We start from the raw sequence: 21,185 nt of genomic DNA on the forward strand, positions 1-21,185 counted from the left end.
GTAGAGCACTGTCATGGTTGGGGGTCTATTGCTGATTACCCCGCCATAGCAAACTCCGAATACCGAAGAGTGCAATCACGGGAGACAGACATCGGGTGCTAACGTCCGGTGTCAAGAGGGAAACAACCCAGACCGCCAGCTAAGGTCCCCAAGATTGGCTAAGTGGGAAACGAAGTGGGAAGGCTAAAACAGTCAGGAGGTTGGCTTAGAAGCAGCCACCCTTTAAAGAAAGCGTAATAGCTCACTGATCGAGTCGTCCTGCGCGGAAGATGTAACGGGGCTAAGCCAGTCACCGAAGCTGCGGGCGCACCTTGTGTGCGCGGTAGGAGAGCGTTCCGTAAGCCTGTGAAGGTGTCTTGTAAAGGATGCTGGAGGTATCGGAAGTGCGAATGCTGACATGAGTAGCGATAAAGGGGGTGAAAGGCCCCCTCGCCGTAAGCCCAAGGTTTCCTACGCAACGTTCATCGGCGTAGGGTGAGTCGGCCCCTAAGGCGAGGCAGAGATGCGTAGCTGATGGGAAGCAGGTTAATATTCCTGCACCGTCGTATGATGCGATGGGGGGACGGATCGCGGAAGGTTGTCCGGGTGTTGGAAGTCCCGGTCCCTGCATTGGAGAAGGCGCTTAGGCAAATCCGGGCGCGTAATTCAAGGATGTGGGGCGAGCGGCCTAGTGCTGCGAAGCAATCGGAAGGGGTCCCAAGAAAAGCCTCTAAGCTTCAGTCATACGAGACCGTACCGCAAACCGACACAGGTGGGCGAGATGAGTATTCTAAGGCGCTTGAGAGAACTCGGGAGAAGGAACTCGGCAAATTGGTACCGTAACTTCGGGATAAGGTACGCCCTGGTAGCTTGACTGGCCTGCGCCAGAAGGGTGAAGGGGTTGCAATAAAATGGTGGCTGCGACTGTTTAATAAAAACACAGCACTCTGCAAACACGAAAGTGGACGTATAGGGTGTGACGCCTGCCCGGTGCCGGAAGATTAAATGATGGGGTGCAAGCTCTTGATTGAAGTCCCGGTAAACGGCGGCCGTAACTATAACGGTCCTAAGGTAGCGAAATTCCTTGTCGGGTAAGTTCCGACCTGCACGAATGGCGTAACGATGGCCACACTGTCTCCTCCCGAGACTCAGCGAAGTTGAAGTGTTTGTGATGATGCAATCTCCCCGCGGCTAGACGGAAAGACCCCATGAACCTTTACTGCAGCTTTGCATTGGACTTTGAACCGATCTGTGTAGGATAGGTGGGAGGCTTTGAAGCGAGGACGCCAGTTCTCGTGGAGCCGTCCTTGAAATACCACCCTGGTTTGTTTGAGGTTCTAACCTAGGCCCGTGAATCCGGGTCGGGGACAGTGCATGGTAGGCAGTTTGACTGGGGCGGTCTCCTCCCAAAGTGTAACGGAGGAGTTCGAAGGTACGCTTGGTACGGTCGGACATCGTACCTAAAGTGCAATGGCAAAAGCGTGCTTAACTGCGAGACCGACAAGTCGAGCAGGTGCGAAAGCAGGACATAGTGATCCGGTGGTTCTGAATGGAAGGGCCATCGCTCAACGGATAAAAGGTACTCTGGGGATAACAGGCTGATACCGCCCAAGAGTTCATATCGACGGCGGTGTTTGGCACCTCGATGTCGGCTCATCTCATCCTGGGGCTGTAGCCGGTCCCAAGGGTATGGCTGTTCGCCATTTAAAGAGGTACGTGAGCTGGGTTTAAAACGTCGTGAGACAGTTTGGTCCCTATCTGCCGTGGGCGTTGGAATCTTGACGGGGGCTGCTCCTAGTACGAGAGGACCGGAGTGGACGTACCGCTGGTGTACCTGTTGTCTCGCCAGAGGCATCGCAGGGTAGCTATGTACGGAAGAGATAACCGCTGAAAGCATCTAAGCGGGAAACTCGCCTGAAGATGAGGATTCCCTGGAGCCTCGAGCTCCTTGAAGGGTCGTTCAAGACCAGGACGTTGATAGGCTGGGTGTGGAAGCGCAGTAATGCGTTAAGCTAACCAGTACTAATTGCCCGTAAGGCTTGATCCTATAACCAGTGCGTTTAGCGCGTTCGACGCGCACCGCTGGTATCCGCATACGTGCCATACAGCACAACCCGACGCTACATCCCAATACGCCCGATTGGCCCAGCCAGTCCGGCAACCCTTTATGCCTGGTGACCATAGCAAGTCGGAACCACCCCTTCCCATCCCGAACAGGACCGTGAAACGACTTCGCGCCGATGATAGTGCGGACTACCCGTGTGAAAGTAGGTCATCGCCAGGCTCTCCTTTGAAAACGCCCCAGATCCTCAAGGTCTGGGGCGTTTTGCTTTGCGGCGGCGGAGACACCCGCTCCGCAGGTGCCTCGCTGTCCCTGCCCAGGTTGCTGAACCGGCATATCCTGGCCTCTGTAGAGGCATTCCAGGCCGTTCTGCGAGTCCCTATAGGGTGAGAGGACATCGTTTCCGATGTTCGCGAAGATGGTTCGCCACGGGCCGCCGCAGCCCGATGCCGCCGACGATCGAACAAGCCGTTTTCCTGCAAGGTAGCCGGAAAGCGCTTGACAGGCGGGGGCGATTACACCATAATCGCAAGTTCTCTGCGGAGAGGTGCCCGAGTGGCTAAAGGGGGCAGACTGTAAATCTGTTGGCTTACGCCTACGTTGGTTCGAATCCAACCCTCTCCACCAGAATGCAATGCAGCAGCAGTCCGGCAATGTCGGTGAAGTGAAGTAACCCGGGCGGGTGTAGCTCAATGGTAGAGCAGAAGCCTTCCAAGCTTACGACGAGGGTTCGATTCCCTTCACCCGCTCCAGCAGGATTGCTGCAACGCAGTCATCAAGTTTCGCCCATGTGGCTCAGTGGTAGAGCACTCCCTTGGTAAGGGAGAGGTCGGCAGTTCGATCCTGCCCATGGGCACCAAATACCGCACTGGCAATATCGCTACCGAGACAGGAGTCGCGAAATGGCAAAGGAAAAGTTCGAGCGGACCAAGCCGCACGTGAACGTTGGTACGATTGGTCACGTTGACCACGGCAAGACGACGCTGACGGCGGCGATTGCGACGGTGCTGGCTTCGAAGTTCGGCGGTGCCGCGAAGAAGTACGACGAAATCGATGCGGCGCCGGAAGAGAAGGCACGCGGTATTACCATCAACACCGCGCACGTCGAGTACGAGACGGCCAACCGCCACTACGCGCACGTTGACTGCCCGGGCCACGCCGACTACGTCAAGAACATGATCACGGGCGCCGCGCAGATGGACGGCGCGATCCTGGTGTGCTCGGCCGCTGACGGCCCGATGCCGCAGACGCGCGAACACATCCTGCTGGCCCGTCAGGTGGGCGTGCCGTACATCATCGTGTTCCTGAACAAGTGCGACATGGTGGACGACGCCGAGCTGCTCGAGCTGGTGGAAATGGAAGTGCGCGAGCTGCTGTCGAAGTACGAGTTCCCCGGCGACGACACCCCGATCATCAAGGGTTCGGCCAAGCTGGCGCTCGAAGGCGACAAGGGCGACCTGGGCGAAGAGGCGATCATGCGCCTGGCCGAGGCGCTGGACACCTACATCCCGACGCCGGAGCGCGCCGTGGACGGCACGTTCCTGATGCCGGTCGAAGACGTGTTCTCGATCTCGGGCCGCGGTACCGTGGTGACCGGCCGTATCGAGCGTGGCGTGATCAAGGTCGGCGAGGAAATCGAAATCGTCGGTATCCGCCCGACGGTCAAGACCACCTGCACCGGCGTGGAAATGTTCCGCAAGCTGCTGGACCAGGGCCAGGCTGGCGACAACGTCGGTCTGCTGCTGCGCGGCACCAAGCGTGAAGACGTCGAGCGCGGCCAGGTGCTGTGCAAGCCGGGTTCGATCAAGCCGCACACGCACTTCACCGGCGAGGTGTACATCCTGTCGAAGGACGAAGGCGGCCGTCACACCCCGTTCTTCAACAACTACCGTCCGCAGTTCTATTTCCGTACGACCGACGTGACCGGCTCGATCGAGCTGCCGAAGGACAAGGAAATGGTCATGCCGGGCGACAACGTGTCGATCACCGTCAAGCTGATCGCCCCGATCGCGATGGAAGAAGGCCTGCGCTTCGCCATCCGTGAAGGCGGCCGCACCGTCGGCGCCGGCGTCGTCGCCAAGATCCTGGACTAAGCAGTCACGACAGCAAGCGCGGCACCAACCGGCCGCGTTTGCCGCCAGTGGGGTTGGCTCCAGCCGACCCCAAAGTTGTTTTAGGGGTATAGCTCAACTGGCAGAGCGTCGGTCTCCAAAACCGAAGGTTGGGGGTTCGATTCCCTCTGCCCCTGCCAATTCAATCAGCCGCGTCGGGCGGATCCACAGAGGATCCATCGTGACGCGGCTTAGTCTCGTTTGCGAAACATGGCCAATCCCAACGTCGAAACCGTCAACACCTCCAGTGGCAAGTGGCTGCTGGGCGTGGCCGTGCTGCTCGTGGTGGCCGGCGTGATCGGTTTCTACGCGCTGGCACAACAGCCTGCCTACGTGCGCGGCGCCGCGCTGTTCGCGGGCATCGCGCTCGGCGTGATCGTCGCGCTGGTGTCCGCGCCGGGCAAGGAATTCGTGGGATTCGCCAGGGAATCGTACCGGGAAGTCCGCAAGGTGGTGTGGCCGACCCGCAAGGAAGCCGGACAGATGACGGGCCTGGTGTTCGTCTTCGTGGTCGTGATGGCGCTGTTCTTGTGGTCGGCCGACAAACTGATCGAGTGGGTGATCTTCTCCCTCGTGCTGGGCTGGAAATAAGGGAAAGGACATGACGGACGACGCAAAGCAGGAATCCACTCCTACGCAGCCGCCTTCGAAGAAGCGCTGGTACGTGGTCCACGCTTACTCCGGCATGGAGAAGAGCGTGCAGCGCGCACTGCAGGAACGCATCGAGCGCGCGGAGATGCAGGACAAGTTCGGACGCATCCTGGTGCCGTCCGAGGAAGTGATCGAAATGAAGGGCGGTCAGCGTTCGGTGACCGAGCGGCGCTTTTTCCCGGGCTACGTGCTCGTGGAAATGGAGATGACCGACGAGACGTGGCACCTGGTCAAGAACACCAGCAAGGTCACCGGTTTTGTCGGCGGCGCGCGCAACCGTCCGAGTCCGATTTCCCAGAAGGAAGTCGACAAGATCATGACGCAGATGCAGGAAGGCGTCGAAAAGCCGCGGCCCAAGACGCTGTTCGAGGTGGGCGAAATGGTGCGCGTCAAGGACGGCCCGTTCACCGACTTCAACGGCAACGTGGAAGAGGTCAATTACGAGAAGTCGCGCCTGCGCGTCTCGGTGACCATCTTCGGTCGTGCCACCCCGGTCGAGCTCGAGTTCGGCCAGGTCGAGAAGGTCTGATCGTCACAGGATTCGCAGGGTCGCGCCGTTTTCGGGCGGTGCGGCCGGCGACGCTCCGCAAGGGGCACAAGAGGAGCGTGAGGCCGGTCCCGCCGCAGGCGGACGGCGACAGCGCGTTACGACTCAACAGGACCGATTGCCCAAGGTGCAGCGGTCCGGATTGGAGTAAAGATGGCCAAGAAGATTATTGGCTTTATCAAGCTGCAGATCCCGGCTGGTAAAGCGAACCCCTCCCCGCCCGTGGGCCCGGCACTGGGTCAGCGCGGCCTGAACATCATGGAGTTCTGCAAGGCGTTCAACGCGCAGACCCAGGGTATGGAGCCCGGCCTGCCGGTGCCGGTGGTGATCACCGCCTACGCCGACAAGAGCTTCACCTTCGTGATGAAGTCGCCTCCGGCCACCGTGCTGATCAAGAAGGCTGCCGGCATCACCAAGGGTTCGGCCAAGCCGCACACCGACAAGGTTGGCAAGATCACCCGCGCCCAGGCTGAAGACATCGCCAAGGCCAAGAACGCCGACCTGACCGCCGCCGATCTGGACGCGGCAGTGCGCACCATCGCCGGCTCGGCCCGCTCGATGGGTATCACCGTGGAGGGTCTGTAAATGGCTAAGGTTTCGAAGCGCGTAGCGGCCAACAAGGCCAAGATCGAGCGCACCAAGTTCTACCCGATCGACGAGGCGCTGGGCCTGGTCAAGGAATGCGCGTCGGCCAAGTTCGACGAGTCGATCGACGTCGCCGTGCAGCTGGGCATCGACGCCAAGAAGTCGGACCAGGTGGTTCGTGGCTCGGTGGTGCTGCCCGCCGGTACCGGCAAGACCGTCCGCGTGGCGGTGTTCGCCCAGGGCGACAAGGCTGAAGCGGCCAAGGCCGCCGGCGCCGACGTGGTCGGCATGGAAGACCTGGCCGAACAAGTGAAGGCCGGCAACCTGAACTTCGACGTCGTGATCGCTTCGCCGGACACGATGCGCATCGTCGGTACGCTGGGCCAGATCCTGGGCCCGCGCGGCCTGATGCCGAACCCGAAGGTCGGTACCGTGACTCCCGACGTGGCCCAGGCAGTCAAGAACGCCAAGGCCGGTCAGGTCCAGTTCCGCGTCGACAAGGCCGGTATCATCCACGCGACCATCGGCCGCCGTTCGTTCGAGGACGCCGCGCTCAAGAGCAACCTGTCGGCGCTGATCGACGCGCTGGTCAAGGCCAAGCCGGCCACCAGCAAGGGTGTCTACCTGCGCAAGATCGCGGTCTCGTCGACCATGGGCGTGGGCGTTCGCGTCGACCAGGCTTCGCTGGCCGCCTAAGCGGTTGGCATCGCGCTGACCGGACCCGATAACACCGGTCGGCGAAAGCATTCGAGGTTCCGGCCCTGCGCCGGAACCGGTCCGCCACGGCGGGCCAGAGAAAGGCTTTGGGCAGTGGTGCCGGCGTCAGACGCCGGTCCCGCTGGTTATCAAAGACCGCTGGCGGTCATTGTTCGCGCGCAAGCTGCGGCATGGCCTTAATCGGTGGGACCGTACACGGCAGCAAGGTGACGGCAACCTGCCCGCCAGCGTAGATGGCGAACCCGAAGGTTGGAATGGTCCGGGGCGAGACCCCCGGGTGATTCGGGCCAATCGGACGCCGTTCGTTTGGACTGATGCAAGGTCCTCCGTCGCCGGAGTACCACGCATCGTTTTGGAGCTTAACCGTGCCACTCAATATTGAAGATAAGAAGGCCGTCGTTGCTGAGGTGTCGGCGCAAGTCGCCAAAGCCCAGACCATCGTCGTGGCCGAATATCGCGGCATCACGGTTGGCGATCTGACCAAGCTGCGTGCCACCGCCCGCGAGCAAGGCGTCTACCTGCGCGTTCTGAAGAACACGCTGGCCCGCCGCGCCGTGGAAGGTACGCCGTTTGCCGCGCTCGCGGAGCAACTGACCGGTCCGCTGATCTACGGGATTTCCGAAGATGCAGTGGCCTCGGCCAAGGTTCTGAACGACTTCGCCAAGACCAACGACAAGCTGGTCCTGCGCGCCGGTTCGTTCGACGGCAAGGTGCTCGACGTCAACGCCGTCAAGGCGCTGGCCTCGATCCCGAGCCGCGACCAACTGATTGCTCAGCTGCTTGGCGTCATGCAAGCGCCGGTGTCGGGCTTTGCCCGCCTGCTGGCCGCGCTGGCCGAGAAGAAGAGCGAAGGTGCCCCCGCCGAGGAAGGCGCCGCGGCCTAAGGTCAGGCTCGTCCCGATCGCAATACCGATACCGAATCAAATCTAGGAGTATTTCCAAATGGCAATCACCAAAGACGACATCCTCGAAGCCGTTGGCGCGATGTCCGTGATGGAACTGAACGACCTGGTCAAGGCGTTCGAAGAGAAGTTTGGCGTGTCCGCCGCTGCGATGGCCGTGGCCGCCGCTCCGGGCGCTGCTGGCGCTGGCGCCGCTGCTGAAGAGAAGACCGAATTCAACGTCGTGCTGGCCGAAGTCGGCGCGAACAAGGTCGGCGTCATCAAGGCAGTTCGCGAAATCACCGGCCTGGGCCTGAAGGAAGCCAAGGACCTGGTCGATGGCGCACCGAAGCCCGTCAAGGAAGGCGTGGACAAGGCTACCGCCGACGAGGCCAAGAAGAAGCTGGAAGAAGCCGGCGCGAAGGTCGAAGTCAAGTAAGTGGTACTCGCGTGCCCTCCGGCACGCGAATGGGGCTGGCAAAGGGGAAATCCCGGCGCCAGCCTTTTTGCGCTTCTGTGATGTGTGTTTTATAGGACACCCCATAGCGCATGAAGTGATGCATTGCCTACTCGGCGCCGGGGTGAACCTCGGGGCCGCAGCAGAGGCCAAACATCAGTGGCACACTAAGCGGTTGCTGCTGATGTTTGTCTTCTGAACCGACTGCAGAAGACAAGTTTGGTCGGGTGTTCCCCGGACCGGCGCGCGTGGATGATGGCGCCGGTTCGCAGCGTGCGGACACCGTCAGCCAGAGGTTGGTAGCGGCCAACCGCCAAATCCCCTCCCAGTCGCTGAACACCTCAGGCGCCGGTCAGGTCCAGCCAGCCCTGCGATGATTCGGAGATCCCATGGCGTACAGCTTCACCGAAAAGAAGCGCATTCGCAAAAGCTTTGCGAAGCGCGCGACGGTTCACCAGGTTCCATTCCTGCTAGCCACCCAGATCGAATCGTACACCCAGTTCTTGCAAGCGGATACGCCACCCGCGCGTCGCAAGAGCGAAGGCCTGCAAGCGGCCTTCAACGCAATTTTCCCCATCGTCTCCCATAACGGGCTCGCCCGTATGGAGTTCGTGTCGTACCACCTGTCCAACCCGCCGTTCGACGTCAAGGAATGTCAGCAGCGCGGCCTGACCTTCCACTCGGCCCTGCGCGCCAAGGTTCGCCTGATCATCAACGATCGCGAGAATCCGGGCAAGGTCAAGGAGGTCAAGGAGCAGGAAGTCTACATGGGCGAGATCCCGCTGATGACCTCGACCGGCTCGTTCGTGATCAACGGCACCGAGCGCGTGATCGTCTCCCAGCTGCACCGTTCGCCGGGCGTGTTCTTCGAGCACGACAAGGGCAAGACGCACAGCTCGGGCAAGCTGCTGTTCTCGGCACGGATCATTCCGTACCGCGGCTCGTGGCTGGACTTCGAGTTCGACCCGAAGGACATCCTGTACTTCCGCGTCGACCGCCGCCGCAAGATGCCGGTGACGATCCTGCTCAAGTCGATCGGCCTGACGCCGGAACAGATCCTCGCGCACTTCTTCGTGTTCGACAACTTCACGCTGCAGGCCGAAGGCGCGCAGCTGGAGTTCGTGCCCGAGCGCCTGCGCGGCGAAGTCGCGCGCTTCGACATTGCCGACAAGAACGGCCGTGTCGTGGTCGAGAAGGACAAGCGGATCAACGCCAAGCACATCCGTGACCTGGAGTCCGCCGGCACCAAGCTGATCAGCGTGCCGGAAGACTATCTGCTGGGCCGCGTGCTGGCCAAGAACATCATCGACCCGGATACCGGCGAGGTGATTGCCAACGCCAACGACGAGCTGACCGAAACGCTGCTCGAGTCGCTGCGCGAAGCCGGCGTCAAGCAGATCCAGACGCTGTACACCAACGATCTGGATCAGGGTCCGTACATTTCGCAGACCCTGCGCACCGACGACACCGCCGACCAGACCGCGGCCCGTATCGCGATCTACCGGATGATGCGTCCGGGCGAGCCGCCCACCGAGGACGCCGTCGAAGCGCTGTTCCAGCGCCTGTTCTACAGCGAAGAGTCGTACGACCTGTCGCGCGTGGGCCGCATGAAGGTCAACAGCCGCCTGGGCCGCCCGAGCGGCGAGGGCAGCATGGTGCTGCAGGACGAGGACATCCTCGAGACCATCAAGATCCTGGTCAACCTGCGCAATGGCAAGGGCGAAGTCGACGACATCGACCACCTGGGCAACCGTCGCGTGCGTTGCGTCGGCGAACTGGCCGAGAACCAGTTCCGCGCCGGCCTGTCGCGCGTGGAGCGCGCCGTCAAGGAACGTCTGGGCCAGGCCGAGACCGAGAACCTGATGCCGCACGACCTGATCAACTCGAAGCCGATCTCGTCGGCGATCCGCGAGTTCTTCGGTTCGTCGCAGCTGTCGCAGTTCATGGACCAGACCAACCCGCTGTCCGAGATCACGCACAAGCGCCGCGTGTCCGCTCTGGGCCCGGGCGGCCTGACGCGCGAACGCGCGGGCTTCGAAGTCCGCGACGTGCACCCGACCCACTATGGCCGCGTGTGCCCGATCGAAACGCCGGAAGGTCCGAACATCGGTCTGATCAACTCGCTGGCACTGTACGCCCGCCTGAACGAGTACGGCTTCCTGGAAACGCCGTACCGCAAGGTCGAGAACGGCAAGCTGACCGACCAGGTCGACTACCTGTCGGCGATCGAGGAAGGCAAGTACGTGGTGGCGCAGGCCAACGCGACGGTCGATGCCGAAGGCAACCTGATCGACGAACTGGTGTCGGCGCGCGAAGGCAGCGAGCGCGAGACCCGCATGGTCACGCCGGACCGCGTGCAGTACATCGACGTGGCGCCGTCGCAGATCGTGTCGGCCGCGGCCTCGCTGGTGCCGTTCCTCGAGCACGATGACGCGAACCGTGCACTGATGGGCGCGAACATGCAGCGTCAGGCCGTGCCTTGCCTGCGTCCGGACAAGCCGCTGGTCGGCACCGGCATCGAGCGCACCGTCGCGGTCGACTCGGGCACCGCCGTGCAGGCGACCCGTGGCGGCGTGGTCGACTATGTCGACGCGAACCGTATCGTTATCCGTGTCAACGACGACGAAGCCGTGGCCGGCGAAGTCGGCGTGGACATCTACAACCTGATCAAGTACACGCGTTCGAACCAGAACACGAACATCAACCAGCGTCCGATGGTCAAGGTGGGCGACCACGTGGCCCGCGGCGATGTGATTGCCGACGGCGCCTCGACCGATCTGGGCGAGCTCGCGCTCGGCCAGAACATGCTGGTCGCGTTCATGCCCTGGAACGGCTACAACTTCGAAGATTCGATCCTGATCTCGGAACGGGTCGTTGCCGAAGACCGCTACACCTCGATCCACATCGAGGAGCTGTCGGTGGTCGCCCGCGACACCAAGCTCGGACCCGAGGAAATCACGCGCGACATCTCGAACCTGGCTGAAGCGCAACTGGCCCGTCTGGACGAGTCCGGCATCACCTACATCGGTGCCGAGGTCGAGGCCGGCGACGTGCTGGTCGGCAAGGTCACGCCCAAGGGCGAGACCCAGCTGACGCCGGAAGAGAAGCTGCTGCGCGCGATCTTCGGCGAGAAGGCGTCCGACGTGAAGGACACCTCGCTGCGCGTGCCCTCGGGCATGAGCGGCATCGTGATCGACGTGCAGGTGTTCACCCGTGAAGGCGTGACCCGCGACAAGCGCGCGCAGTCGATCATCGACGACGAACTGAAGCGCTACCGCCTGGACCTGAACGACCAGCTGCGTATCGTCGAGGGCGATGCCTTCCAGCGTCTGGAGCGCCTGCTGATCGACAAGACCGTCAACGGCGGTCCGAAGAAGCTGGCCAAGGGCGCGAAGCTGACCAAGGAGTACCTGGACGATCTGGACAAGTACCACTGGTTCGACATCCGTCCGGCCGACGAGGAAGTCGCGGCCCAGCTCGAGGCGGTCAAGGAAGCCATCGAGCAGAAGCGCCACGAGTTCGACCTGGCCTTCGAGGAAAAGCGCAAGAAGCTGACCCAGGGCGACGAGCTGCCCCCGGGCGTGATCAAGATGGTCAAGGTGTACCTGGCCGTCAAGCGCCGCCTGCAGCCTGGCGACAAGATGGCCGGCCGTCACGGCAACAAGGGCGTGGTGTCGAAGATCGTGCCGATCGAGGACATGCCCTACATGGCCGACGGCACGCCTGCCGACATCGTGCTGAACCCGCTCGGCGTGCCGTCGCGGATGAACGTGGGTCAGATTCTCGAGACCCACCTGGGCTGGGCCGCGCGCGGTCTGGGCCAGCGCATCGGCGACATGCTGAAGGCACAGGCCAAGGCGCAGGAACTGCGCGCCCTGCTCGCTCAGATCTACAACGAGAGCGGCAAGCCCGAAGACCTCGACAGCCTGACCGATGCCGAAGTGCTGGAGCTGGCGAACAACCTGAAGAAGGGCGTGCCCTTCGCGACCCCGGTGTTCGACGGCGCGCATGAAGCGGAAATCCGCCGCATGCTGGACCTGGCCTATCCGGACGACGTCGCCAAGGAGAAGGGCCTGACGGCGTCGAAGCAGCAGGTCACGCTGTACGACGGCCGCACCGGCGAGGCGTTCGAGCGTCCGGTCACGCTGGGTGTGATGCACATGCTGAAGCTGCACCACCTGGTCGACGACAAGATGCACGCCCGTTCGACCGGTCCGTACTCGCTCGTCACCCAGCAGCCGCTGGGCGGCAAGGCGCAGTTCGGCGGCCAGCGTTTCGGCGAGATGGAAGTGTGGGCGCTGGAAGCGTATGGCGCCTCCTACGTGCTGCAGGAAATGCTGACGGTCAAGTCCGACGACGTGAACGGCCGTACCAAGGTGTACGAGAACATCGTCAAGGGCGAGCACTCGATCGATGCCGGCATGCCGGAGTCGTTCAACGTGCTGGTGAAGGAAATCCGCTCGCTGGGTATCGATATCGACCTGGATCGCTATTGATCGACAGATCGAAACGGAGACGGCAGTGAAGCCGTCTCCGGCGGATTTCCCACAGGATGAATGCCGGCGGCCCGTTACCTCGGGCCGGCGGCGAAACAAGGAGTTGCAATGAAAGCATTGCTCGATCTCTTTAAGCAGGTACAGCAGGAAGAGCAGTTCGACGCGATCAAGATCGGGCTGGCCTCGCCCGAGAAGATCCGTTCGTGGTCGTACGGCGAAGTCAAGAAGCCGGAAACCATCAACTACCGCACGTTCAAGCCCGAGCGCGACGGTCTGTTCTGCGCCAAGATCTTCGGTCCGATCAAGGACTACGAGTGCCTGTGCGGCAAGTACAAGCGCCTGAAGCATCGCGGCGTGATCTGCGAGAAGTGCGGCGTCGAAGTGACACTGGCGAAGGTGCGCCGCGAGCGCATGGGCCATATCGAACTGGCCGCGCCGACCGCGCACATCTGGTTCCTGAAGTCGCTGCCGTCGCGTCTGGGCATGGTGCTCGACATGACGCTGCGCGACATCGAGCGCGTGCTGTATTTCGAAGCGTTCGTGGTGCTCGAGCCCGGCATGACCCCGCTCAAGAAGAGCCAGATCATGTCCGAGGACGACTACATCGCGAAGTGCGAGGAGTACGGCGAGGGCGAGTTCGTCGCGATGATGGGTGCCGAGGGCATCCGTGAGCTGCTGCGCGGCATCGACATCGAGAAGCAGATCGAACAGATCCGCGCCGAGCTGCAGGCCACCGGTTCCGAAGCCAAGATCAAGAAGTACGCCAAGCGCCTGAAGGTGCTCGAGGCCTTCCAGCGTTCGGGCATCAAGCCCGAGTGGATGATCCTCGAAGTGCTGCCGGTGCTGCCGCCCGAACTGCGTCCGCTGGTGCCGCTGGACGGCGGCCGCTTCGCGACCTCGGACCTGAACGACCTGTATCGCCGCGTGATCAACCGCAACAACCGGTTGAAGCGCCTGCTCGAGCTGAAGGCCCCCGAAATCATCGTCCGCAACGAAAAGCGCATGCTGCAGGAAGCGGTCGACTCGCTGCTGGACAACGGCCGTCGCGGCAAGGCGATGACCGGCGCCAACAAGCGCCCGCTGAAGTCGCTGGCCGAGATGATCAAGGGCAAGGGCGGTCGTTTCCGTCAGAACCTGCTGGGCAAGCGCGTCGACTACTCCGGCCGTTCGGTCATCGTGGTCGGTCCGACGCTGAAGCTGCACCAGTGCGGCCTGCCCAAACTGATGGCGCTGGAGCTGTTCAAGCCCTTCATCTTCCACAAGCTGGAAACGATGGGCATCGCCACCACGATCAAGGCGGCCAAGAAGGAAGTCGAGAGCCAGACGCCGGTCGTGTGGGACATCCTCGAAGAGGTGATCCGCGAGCACCCGGTGATGCTGAACCGCGCGCCGACGCTGCACCGCCTGGGCATCCAGGCCTTCGAACCGGTGCTGATCGAAGGCAAGGCGATCCAGCTGCATCCGCTGGTCTGCGCGGCGTTCAACGCCGACTTCGACGGCGACCAGATGGCCGTCCACGTGCCGCTGTCGCTGGAAGCGCAGATGGAAGCCCGCACGCTGATGCTGGCCTCCAACAACGTGCTGTTCCCGGCCAACGGCGATCCGTCGATCGTGCCGTCGCAGGACGTGGTGCTGGGCCTGTACTACACCACCCGCGACAAGATCAACGGCAAGGGCGAGGGCATGACCTTCGCCGACGTCAGCGAGGTGATCCGCGCCTACGAGAACAAGGAAGTCGAACTGGCTTCGCGCGTGAACGTGCGCATCACCGAGTATGAGCTGGTCGACAAGGACGCCGAGGGCGACGCGCGTTTCGCGCCGAAGGTCACGCTGCAGGCCACCACGGTCGGCCGCGCGATCCTGTCCGAGATCCTGCCGAAGGGCCTGCCGTTCTCGGTGCTGAACAAGCCGCTGAAGAAGAAGGAAATCTCGCGCCTGATCAACACCGCATTCCGCAAGTGCGGCCTGCGCGAGACGGTGATCTTCGCCGACAAGCTGCTGCAGTCGGGCTTCCGCCTGGCCACGCGCGCCGGTATCTCGATCGCGATCGACGACATGCTGGTGCCGCCGCAGAAGGAAAAGATCATCGCCGACGCCGCGGCCAAGGTGAAGGAATACGACAAGCAGTACATGTCGGGTCTGGTGACGGACCAGGAGCGCTACAACAACGTCGTGGACATCTGGGGCGCCGCCGGCGACCAGGTCGGCAAGGCGATGATGGAGCAGCTGCAGCACGAGGACGTGGTCGACCGCAACGGCAACACCGTCAAGCAGGAGTCGTTCAACTCCATCTACATGATGGCCGACTCGGGCGCACGGGGTTCCGCGGCGCAGATCCGTCAGCTGGCCGGTATGCGTGGCCTGATGGCCAAGCCGGACGGCTCGATCATCGAGACGCCGATTACCGCGAACTTCCGCGAAGGCCTGAACGTTCTGCAGTACTTCATCTCGACCCACGGCGCCCGTAAGGGCCTGGCCGATACCGCGCTGAAGACCGCGAACTCGGGTTACCTGACCCGTCGTCTGGTCGACGTGACGCAGGATCTGGTGGTGGTCGAGGAGGATTGCGGCACCACCAACGGCGTCGCGATGAAGGCGCTGGTCGAGGGCGGTGAAGTCATCGAAGCGCTGCGCGACCGTATCCTGGGCCGCGTGACGGTGTCGGACGTGGTCAACCCCGAGACGCAGGAAACCGCGATCGAGGCCGGCACGCTGCTGGACGAAGATCTGGTCGACCTGATCGACCAGATCGGTGTCGACGAGGTCAAGGTCCGTACCCCGCTGTCGTGCGACACGCGCTATGGCCTGTGCGCCAAGTGCTATGGCCGCGATCTGGGCCGCGGCACGCTGGTCAACACCGGCGAGGCGGTCGGCGTGATCGCCGCGCAGTCGATCGGCGAGCCGGGCACGCAGCTGACGATGCGGACGTTCCACATCGGTGGTGCGGCATCGCGCGCGGCGGTTGCCTCGAGCGTCGAAGCGAAGGCTACCGGCACGGTGCGCTTCACCGCGACGATGCGCTATGTGACCAACGCCAAGGGCGAACTGATCGTGATCTCGCGTTCGGGCGAGGCGCTGATCACCGACGACCACGGCCGCGAGCGCGAGCGCCACAAGATCCCGTACGGCGCCACGCTGCTGGTGCAGGACGGACAGGCGATCAAGGCGGGCACGCAGCTGGCGACGTGGGACGCGCTGACGCGCCCGATCGTGTCGGAGTACTCGGGCACGATCAAGTTCGAGAACGTCGAGGAAGGCGTGACCGTCGCCAAGCAGATGGACGAGGTCACCGGTCTGTCGACGCTGGTCGTGATCGACGCCAAGCGCCGTACGGCTGCCACCAAGGGCCTGCGCCCGCAGGTGAAGCTGCTCGACGCCAACGGCCAGGAAGTCAAGATTCCGGGCACGGACCACTCCGTGACCATCGGCTTCCAGGTCGGCGCGCTGATTACCGTCAAGGATGGTCAGCAGGTGCACGTCGGTGAAGTGCTGGCGCGTATCCCGACCGAGTCGCAGAAGACCCGCGACATTACCGGTGGTCTGCCGCGTGTGGCCGAGCTGTTCGAAGCGCGTTCGCCGAAGGACGCCGCCGTGCTGGCGGAAGTCACCGGTACCGTGTCGTTCGGCAAGGACACCAAGGGCAAGCAGCGTCTGGTCATCACCGACCTCGACGGCAATGCGCACGAGTTCCTGATCGCCAAGGAAAAGCAGGTGCTGGTCCACGACGGTCAGGTGGTGAACAAGGGCGAGATGATCGTCGAGGGTCCGGCGGATCCGCACGACATCCTGCGCCTGAAGGGCATCGAGGAGCTGGCGCACTACATCGTCGATGAAGTGCAGGACGTCTACCGTCTGCAGGGCGTGAAGATCAACGACAAGCACATCGAAGTGATCGTGCGTCAGATGCTGCGCCGCGTGCAGATCGTCGATGTCGGCGACACCAAGTTCATCCCGGGTGAACAGGTGGAGCGCTCGGAGTTGCTGGACGAAAACGACCGCGTGATCGCGGAAGGCAAGCGTCCGGCGACCTACGAGAACCTGCTGCTCGGTATCACCAAGGCGTCGCTGTCGACCGACAGCTTCATCTCGGCGGCATCGTTCCAGGAAACGACGCGCGTGCTGACCGAGGCCGCGATCATGGGCAAGACCGACGACCTGCGTGGTCTGAAGGAAAACGTGATCGTGGGTCGCCTGATCCCGGCCGGTACGGGCCTGGCCTACCACCGCGCCCGCAAGGCGCGCGAGGCGGCCGAGCGCGAACGCGCCCAGGCGATCTCCGACGAAGAGCAGTCGCTGTTCATGGAGCCGTCGGAGGTGCATGCCACCACCGAGAACGGCGGGGACAACCCGGCGGTCTGAGGCCGATGCGGTAACGCTGTAAAGCCGTAGCGAAAAGCCCGGTGCGAGAAATCGCACCGGGCTTTTTTTTCGCCGCTGTTCGGAGCCGGCGGCAGTACACGGCGTGCCGTCAGCGCCTCAGACGTAGGCGCGCGCTGCGACGGTGGCGGTGGCCGCGGTCGGCGACGTGGGTGCGGCGTCGCTGGAGGCGAAGCCGCCCGGCTTCTCCAGCGTTTTCATGATCAGATCGGACAGCATGCCGAATTCACGCGAACCCAGCTTCTGGCCATATTGCTTCAGGAAGGCGTCGATCGGCACGCCGGCATTGCGCAGCGACTTGATCTCCGAGTCGCTGAGCGTCACGGTTTCGTAGTTGCCGCTCTGCTGCGACAGCCTGGCCAGTTCATTGGCCTGTTCGCGATAGAACGTGGCGGCGGCGAACAGATCCAGGTCGCCGCTGGCGCCGATGCCGGCGCTGAGGGACACGGCCTGGGCGGCGCCGCCGACTTCCGGCGTCTGCGTTGATGCGGCGAGCGGCTGGACCGGGTGTTGGGGAGGGGAAACGGGGGATACAAGCATGGTAACGCTCCAGGAAACTCCAAAAGACTGCGATGGTTCTGATCGTCGTCATCGTTGCTTGCACAACGATTGGACGAGGCAGATGTTCGTCGCCACGAGACGGCGCTGTCTTGCGGTTTCCGAAGCCGACTTGGGGTTCTCGAATCGTTCGCCGTATGTCACGCAAGCCCGAGACGAAATTCGCAAATCGGCGGCGTCCGAGTGTGATACGGCGAAGGCCTGATTCCGCGCGCCGCACCCGCGTGGCAGCCCGGGGGCCCCGCATCGAGCCAGCCGTGACGCCACGCCGGCGACGGCCGGCGTCGTTACGATTCGAAGGGATCGCCAGCCGGTGCGGTGGTATGGTTACGCCTTTCCGATACGTTGCCCGTTTCCCGCTGTTCCTATGTCTGCTGCCCTGGCGATACTCAAGGATGTCTTCGGCTATCACGCCTTCCGTGGCCGCCAGGCGGAAATCATCGAACACGTCGCCGAGGGCGGCGATTGCCTGGTGCTGATGCCGACCGGCGGCGGCAAGTCGCTGTGCTATCAGATTCCCGCGCTGCTGCGCCAGCGCGCCGGCCATGGCGTTGGCATCGTGGTATCGCCGCTGATCGCGCTGATGCAGGACCAGGTTGCGGCGCTGACAGAAGCGGGCGTGCGCGCCGCGGTGCTCAATTCCACGCTGACCGGCGCGGAGGCATCGGCGGTCGAGCGCGACCTGCTGGCCGGCCGCCTCGAGATCCTGTACGTCGCGCCGGAACGGCTGATGACGCCGCGCTTCCAGGATCTGCTCGATCGCACCCGCGTCGGCCTGTTCGCGATCGACGAGGCGCACTGCGTGTCGCAGTGGGGCCACGACTTCCGGCCGGAATACATCCAGCTGTCGGTACTGCACGAGCGCTTCCCGCAGGTGCCGCGCATCGCGCTGACCGCGACGGCCGACGACGTGACGCGGCAGGAGATCGTCGAGCGCCTGGCGCTGCACGACGCCCGCGTCTTCCTGTCGAGCTTCGATCGTCCCAATATCCGCTATCGCATCGTCGAGAAGGACAACGCGCGCCAGCAGCTGCTGGCCTTCATCAAGGCCGAGCACATGGCCGCGGACGGCACCCACGACAGCGGCATCGTCTACTGCCTGTCGCGCCGCAAGGTCGAGGAGACCGCCGACTGGCTGCGGGGCCACGGCATCAACGCGCTGCCTTACCACGCCGGCATGGATGCGGCCGTGAGGCAGCAGCACCAGGCGCGCTTTCGCGACGAGGAAGGGCTGGTGATGGTCGCGACGATCGCCTTCGGCATGGGCATCGACAAGCCGGACGTCCGCTTCGTCGCCCACCTCGACCTGCCCAAGAGCATGGAGGGGTATTACCAGGAGACCGGCCGGGCCGGCCGCGATGGCCTGCCGGCCAATGCCTGGATGGCCTATGGGCTGGGCGACGTCGTGCAGCAGAAGCGGATGATCGACGAGTCGGAGGCCGACGAGACCCACAAGCGCGTGTCGTCGGCCAAGCTCGACGCGCTGCTGGGCCTGTGCGAGACCGCCGGCTGCCGCCGCGTGCGCATCCTCGCGTATTTCGGCGAATCCAGCGAGCCCTGCGGCAACTGCGACACCTGCCTGGAGCCGCCGGCGACCTGGGACGGCACGCGCGAGGCGCAGATGGCGCTGTCCTGCGTCTATCGGACCGCGCAGGCGAGCCGCGTGCACTTCGGCGCCACCCATCTGATCGACGTGCTGCGCGGCAACGCGACCGAGAAGATCCGGCAATGGGGCCACGACAAGGTGTCGACCTTCGGCATCGGCGCCGACCGGTCGGTGTCGGAGTGGCATGCGATCTTCCGGCAGCTGATCGCGCACGGCCTGCTGGTGATCGACCACGGCGGCCACGGAGCCCTGCTGCTGGGCGAATCGGCGCGGGCGGTGCTCAAGGGCGAGACCAGCATCACGCTGCGCCGCCAGGTCAGCAAGCCGGCGCGCGGCGAGCGCGGCGAACGGGGAGGGGCCGGGCGTGGCAACCGCGTGGACCATACCGCCCAGATGGATGAGCAGCAGCTGGCCAACTGGGAGGCGCTGCGCCGCTGGCGCACCGAGACGGCGCGCGAGCATGGCGTGCCGGCCTATGTGATCTTCCACGATGCGACGCTGGCCGAACTGGCGCGCAGCGCGCCCGACAGCATGGCGGAGCTGGCCGAGGTGCCGGGCATCGGCGCGGCCAAGCTGGAACGCTATGGCGACGAATTGCTGGAAGTGCTGCAGAAGGCATAGTCAGCGGGGCGACACGCGGGTGGAGCGCCGCAATGCGGCGCCTGCCGTCGCGCCGACATGTTCGCGCAGGTAAACCGCTTGACCGTTGATCGGTGCGCTGCTAGCATGCCGGATTCGAGTTTTTGGCTTCGGATTTCGCTCGCGCGTCGTTCGGCACCCGGTGTCCGACGATCGTCCCGGCAGTTCAGTCAGTCCTGACTGATTTCGCCAGCGGGATCCCAGGCGAGCTCGCGCTCTTTGGCAAGTCTGGTTGTTCACACAGTCCCGTCCCAGAGCGTTCTGCTCGCCTGCTCCCGCCCAAAACCCGTCCTACCGTTTCGTCGATCGTCGTCGCGCTTGCGGGCGTGCCGCCGATTCGTCGTCGAAGCGGTGTTTTTTTGTAAAACCAAGCTGGATTGAACAATGCCAACTATCAACCAACTGGTTCGCAAGCCGCGCGTCTCTGAAGTCGTCAAGAGCAAGAGCCCGGCGCTTGAGAACTGCCCCCAACGCCGTGGCGTGTGCACCCGTGTGTACACCACCACGCCGAAGAAGCCGAACTCGGCACTGCGTAAGGTCGCCAAGGTGCGTCTGACCAACGGTTTCGAGGTCATCTCGTATATCGGCGGTGAAGGCCACAACCTGCAGGAACACTCGGTCGTGCTGATCCGCGGTGGTCGTGTCAAGGACTTGCCGGGTGTGCGTTACCACATCGTGCGCGGTTCGCTCGACCTGCAAGGCGTCAAGGACCGCAAGCAAGCGCGTTCGAAGTACGGCGCGAAGCGTCCGAAGGCTGCGTAAGCCTGCAACACAAGCGATGGTGGCTGGCGCCCAGCGTCATGTTGCTGTCAACAAGCGGCGGTACAACGGCCCATTTGCTGCGCCGTGCCGTCGAGTAAGTGGTCCACCCGGCGAATTTGCCGCGCCCGGAGCGCAGGAAGGCAAGCTAGTTGGTGGCCGGAGCGCGGAAGACCCCGCACTCAACTGAATCCAAAGGAAAGAAGATGCCACGTCGTCGTGAAGTCCCCAAGCGGGAAATCCTGCCTGATCCGAAGTTCGGTAACGTCGAAGTTGCCAAGTTCATGAACGTGCTGATGCTGGACGGCAAGAAGTCGGTTGCCGAGCGCATCGTTTATGGCGCATTCGACCAGATCGAAAAGAAGGCAGGCAAGGCCCCCATCGAGGTGTTCTCCGTTGCGATCAACAACGTGAAGCCGGTGGTGGAAGTGAAGAGCCGCCGCGTCGGTGGCGCCAACTATCAGGTTCCGGTCGAAGTCCGTCCGTCGCGTCGTTTGGCATTGGCGATGCGCTGGCTGCGCGAGGCCGCGAAAAAACGCAGCGAGAAGTCGATGGCGCTGCGCCTGGCAGGTGAGCTGCTCGAAGCCGCGGAAGGCCGTGGTGGCGCGATGAAGAAGCGCGACGAAGTGCACCGCATGGCCGAAGCCAACAAGGCGTTCTCGCACTTCCGCTTCTAAAGCGCGCGGGATTCGCAGTTGGTTGCCGGGCGGGCTGTGTTTTTACACATCTCGCCCGTTTGTGTTAGGGGCGTAGGCGAAGA

Annotated in this window: 13 protein-coding genes, 4 tRNA genes and 2 rRNA genes (1 of these 19 running past the window's edge); 18 read left to right on the forward strand and 1 reads right to left on the reverse strand. The window is 63.2% G+C overall.

What is annotated here, in order from left to right; genetic code table 11:
• The 15 genes from FOB47_RS00605 to rpoC form a co-directional block, all read left to right on the forward strand.
• Positions 1 to 2,026 (forward strand): 23S ribosomal RNA (locus tag FOB47_RS00605) (it extends 854 nt beyond the left edge of the window).
• A 123-nt stretch (positions 2,027 to 2,149) separates the two neighbouring features.
• Positions 2,150 to 2,263: ribosomal RNA gene (gene rrf, locus FOB47_RS00610) — 5S ribosomal RNA — on the forward strand.
• Positions 2,264 to 2,582: 319 nt separating this feature from the next.
• Positions 2,583 to 2,668 (forward strand) — tRNA-Tyr (locus FOB47_RS00615).
• Positions 2,669 to 2,719: 51 nt separating this feature from the next.
• Positions 2,720 to 2,793, forward strand: a tRNA-Gly gene (locus tag FOB47_RS00620).
• A gap of 32 nt (positions 2,794 to 2,825) precedes the next feature.
• Positions 2,826 to 2,900, forward strand: a tRNA-Thr gene (locus tag FOB47_RS00625).
• 43 nt (positions 2,901 to 2,943) lie between these two features.
• The gene (tuf, locus tag FOB47_RS00630; RefSeq protein WP_053822680.1) at positions 2,944 to 4,134 is read left to right on the forward strand and encodes an elongation factor Tu; all 1,191 of its coding nucleotides are present in this window, start codon (positions 2,944 to 2,946) and stop codon (positions 4,132 to 4,134) included.
• 82 nt (positions 4,135 to 4,216) lie between these two features.
• Positions 4,217 to 4,292: transfer RNA gene (locus tag FOB47_RS00635), tRNA-Trp, on the forward strand.
• A gap of 70 nt (positions 4,293 to 4,362) precedes the next feature.
• Positions 4,363 to 4,743 carry a preprotein translocase subunit SecE gene (secE, locus tag FOB47_RS00640; protein WP_174779672.1) on the forward strand — a complete coding sequence of 127 codons (381 nt, stop codon included), beginning with the start codon at positions 4,363 to 4,365 and terminating at the stop codon, positions 4,741 to 4,743.
• 10 nt (positions 4,744 to 4,753) lie between these two features.
• A complete protein-coding gene (nusG, locus tag FOB47_RS00645) occupies positions 4,754 to 5,332 on the forward strand; it encodes a transcription termination/antitermination protein NusG (RefSeq protein ID WP_006576494.1) in 579 nt (192 codons plus the stop codon).
• A gap of 171 nt (positions 5,333 to 5,503) precedes the next feature.
• Entirely contained in the window at positions 5,504 to 5,935 is a 432-nt protein-coding gene (gene rplK / locus FOB47_RS00650) for a 50S ribosomal protein L11 (RefSeq protein ID WP_053822688.1), read from the forward strand.
• Positions 5,936 to 6,631 (forward strand): 50S ribosomal protein L1, encoded by a 696-nt coding sequence (gene rplA / locus FOB47_RS00655; protein ID WP_053822687.1) that lies wholly within the window; start codon positions 5,936 to 5,938, stop codon positions 6,629 to 6,631.
• Positions 6,632 to 7,017: 386 nt separating this feature from the next.
• Positions 7,018 to 7,536: a 50S ribosomal protein L10 gene (rplJ, locus tag FOB47_RS00660; RefSeq protein ID WP_023264956.1), complete on the forward strand. Its 519-nt coding sequence runs from the start codon at positions 7,018 to 7,020 to the stop codon at positions 7,534 to 7,536.
• Between the two features lie 58 nt (positions 7,537 to 7,594).
• The gene (rplL, locus tag FOB47_RS00665) at positions 7,595 to 7,972 is read left to right on the forward strand and encodes a 50S ribosomal protein L7/L12 (protein WP_053822686.1); all 378 of its coding nucleotides are present in this window, start codon (positions 7,595 to 7,597) and stop codon (positions 7,970 to 7,972) included.
• A gap of 407 nt (positions 7,973 to 8,379) precedes the next feature.
• Positions 8,380 to 12,486, forward strand: a complete 4,107-nt coding sequence (rpoB, locus tag FOB47_RS00670) for a DNA-directed RNA polymerase subunit beta (RefSeq protein WP_174779673.1) — start codon at positions 8,380 to 8,382, stop codon at positions 12,484 to 12,486.
• A gap of 108 nt (positions 12,487 to 12,594) precedes the next feature.
• The gene (rpoC, locus tag FOB47_RS00675; protein WP_053822684.1) at positions 12,595 to 16,845 is read left to right on the forward strand and encodes a DNA-directed RNA polymerase subunit beta'; all 4,251 of its coding nucleotides are present in this window, start codon (positions 12,595 to 12,597) and stop codon (positions 16,843 to 16,845) included.
• A gap of 117 nt (positions 16,846 to 16,962) precedes the next feature.
• On the opposite strand, the gene FOB47_RS00680 is transcribed toward rpoC, so the two are convergent.
• Positions 16,963 to 17,403, reverse strand: coding sequence for a hypothetical protein (locus tag FOB47_RS00680; RefSeq protein ID WP_174779674.1), 441 nt, complete (start codon positions 17,401 to 17,403; stop codon positions 16,963 to 16,965).
• 385 nt (positions 17,404 to 17,788) lie between these two features.
• On the opposite strand from FOB47_RS00680, the gene recQ reads away from it, so the two are divergent.
• The 3 genes from recQ to rpsG all read left to right on the forward strand — a co-directional run bounded on the left by recQ (position 17,789) and on the right by rpsG (position 21,102).
• Positions 17,789 to 19,648, forward strand: a complete 1,860-nt coding sequence (gene recQ / locus FOB47_RS00685) for a DNA helicase RecQ (RefSeq protein ID WP_174779675.1) — start codon at positions 17,789 to 17,791, stop codon at positions 19,646 to 19,648.
• Between the two features lie 402 nt (positions 19,649 to 20,050).
• Positions 20,051 to 20,428 (forward strand): 30S ribosomal protein S12, encoded by a 378-nt coding sequence (gene rpsL, locus FOB47_RS00690; RefSeq protein WP_010810460.1) that lies wholly within the window; start codon positions 20,051 to 20,053, stop codon positions 20,426 to 20,428.
• Positions 20,429 to 20,631: 203 nt separating this feature from the next.
• Entirely contained in the window at positions 20,632 to 21,102 is a 471-nt protein-coding gene (gene rpsG / locus FOB47_RS00695; RefSeq protein WP_006576502.1) for a 30S ribosomal protein S7, read from the forward strand.
• Positions 21,103 to 21,185 lie beyond the last annotated feature (83 nt).

The organism is Cupriavidus gilardii (genome assembly GCF_013347325.1).
Classification (GTDB): Bacteria; Pseudomonadota; Gammaproteobacteria; order Burkholderiales; family Burkholderiaceae; genus Cupriavidus; species Cupriavidus gilardii.